This is a genomic window from Bacillus swezeyi, from assembly GCF_001969815.1.
GTDB lineage: Bacteria > Bacillota > Bacilli > Bacillales > Bacillaceae > Bacillus > Bacillus swezeyi.
In genome coordinates this window covers 1-1244 of sequence record NZ_MRBK01000091.1, presented here as the reverse complement: position 1 = coordinate 1244, position 1244 = coordinate 1, and the positions used below count along the sequence as shown (strand labels likewise).

At 39.5% G+C, this 1244-nt stretch carries 4 protein-coding genes; 3 read left to right on the top strand and 1 reads right to left on the bottom strand.

What is annotated here, in order from left to right; genetic code table 11:
* Positions 1-234 (bottom strand): hypothetical protein (locus BTA30_RS22410; protein ID WP_142243736.1); only part of this gene is annotated, 234 nt, incomplete at its 3' end.
* A gap of 233 nt (positions 235-467) precedes the next feature.
* Between BTA30_RS22410 and sspO the strand changes: the two genes are divergently transcribed.
* The 3 genes from sspO to BTA30_RS22395 form a co-directional block, all read left to right on the top strand.
* Positions 468-614, top strand: a complete 147-nt coding sequence (gene sspO, locus BTA30_RS22405; protein WP_020451603.1) for a small acid-soluble spore protein SspO — start codon at positions 468-470, stop codon at positions 612-614.
* Positions 615-648: 34 nt separating this feature from the next.
* Positions 649-795 (top strand): small acid-soluble spore protein P, encoded by a 147-nt coding sequence (locus tag BTA30_RS22400; RefSeq protein WP_006637035.1) that lies wholly within the window; start codon positions 649-651, stop codon positions 793-795.
* 179 nt (positions 796-974) lie between these two features.
* A partial coding sequence (locus BTA30_RS22395) for a spore coat protein (protein ID WP_076764276.1) occupies positions 975-1244 on the top strand: 270 nt, incomplete at its 3' end.

Genomic DNA, 1244 nt, shown 5'->3' with positions numbered 1-1244 from the left:
AGTGCCCCATTTTGCTAAATTTTTAACATGCTCCTCTGTAATGACTCTTCCGTCTACTTGACGAAGCACGGATTCCAGCAGGACTTTAATGGAATAAGGCAGTTTAGACACTTTTCCAATTCCTTGATCCTCTAATGCTTTTAAAGAATAATAGCTGTATGTTTTACCTTGTACAGTAAACGATTTTCTAGATTGAAAAGCGTCTTTTTTTGCGACTTGTTGCTGTTTCGCCATTTCTCCAAAATCCCCCTTTAAAGATCAAGATCATATGCCAGAAAAATCGGCATATTTCACCACAATTTTCTCACAATTTAATCTTAAAACAATTTTAAACATAAGTAAATATCAATGTTTTTATTAAATTCAATAAGCATGGCTTATGTATGCAAAAAAGTTTATTTTACTGGAAATACATTTTTTTATACGAAGCGCTGACAAGGGATATACTACAATCTGAGGTGATAGCATTGGCAAAACGAAAAGCAAATCATGTGATCAACGGAATGAACAATGCCAAACGCCAAGGAAATGGAGCAGGTTATATCGAAGATGACCAGCACATTCTAACTGAAGCGGAACGCCAAAACAACAAAAAACGCAAAACGAATCAGTAAATCCTTAAATGAGCTGCTAAGGAGGGCGCAAACATTGACAAACAAAAACGATGGCAAAGATATGCGCAAAAACGCGCCGAAGGGAGCTCAGCCGGGGCAGCCTGAACCGCTGAGCGGGAGCAAAAAAGTGAAAAATCGAAACCATACAAGACAAAAACACAACTCACATCACGATATGTAGCTGTTATACGCCTGCGTCAGCCTTGACGCAGGTTATATTATGACGAATTAGCGGGCTCTTTCAACAGCTCGCCCTCACCTCCTGCCGATCATTTGAACGCCGCCAAAAGGAAATCCCTTCACACGTATTCAAAACCGTGCATAGCTTATTGGTAAGGCTAGGTATGGAGGAATGCTTCAATGACAAATGCCAAACGGTTCGATTCCCCGGAATTTGACGAGGAATGGATGAAGCTGCTTTTTGATGATCCTTTTGCCCTGTATGACGAAACAGTACCGATTGATCTGTACGAGACGAGTACCGACTATATAATTGAAGCAGATTTAAACCATTTGAACGCTCAGCATCTTCACATGACATTTTCGGGTCATGATTTTAAGCTTGAAGTTAAAACCGATGAACAGCTTTATGAAAAAACGATGATGCTTCCTTTTTTTCTGAATGATAAA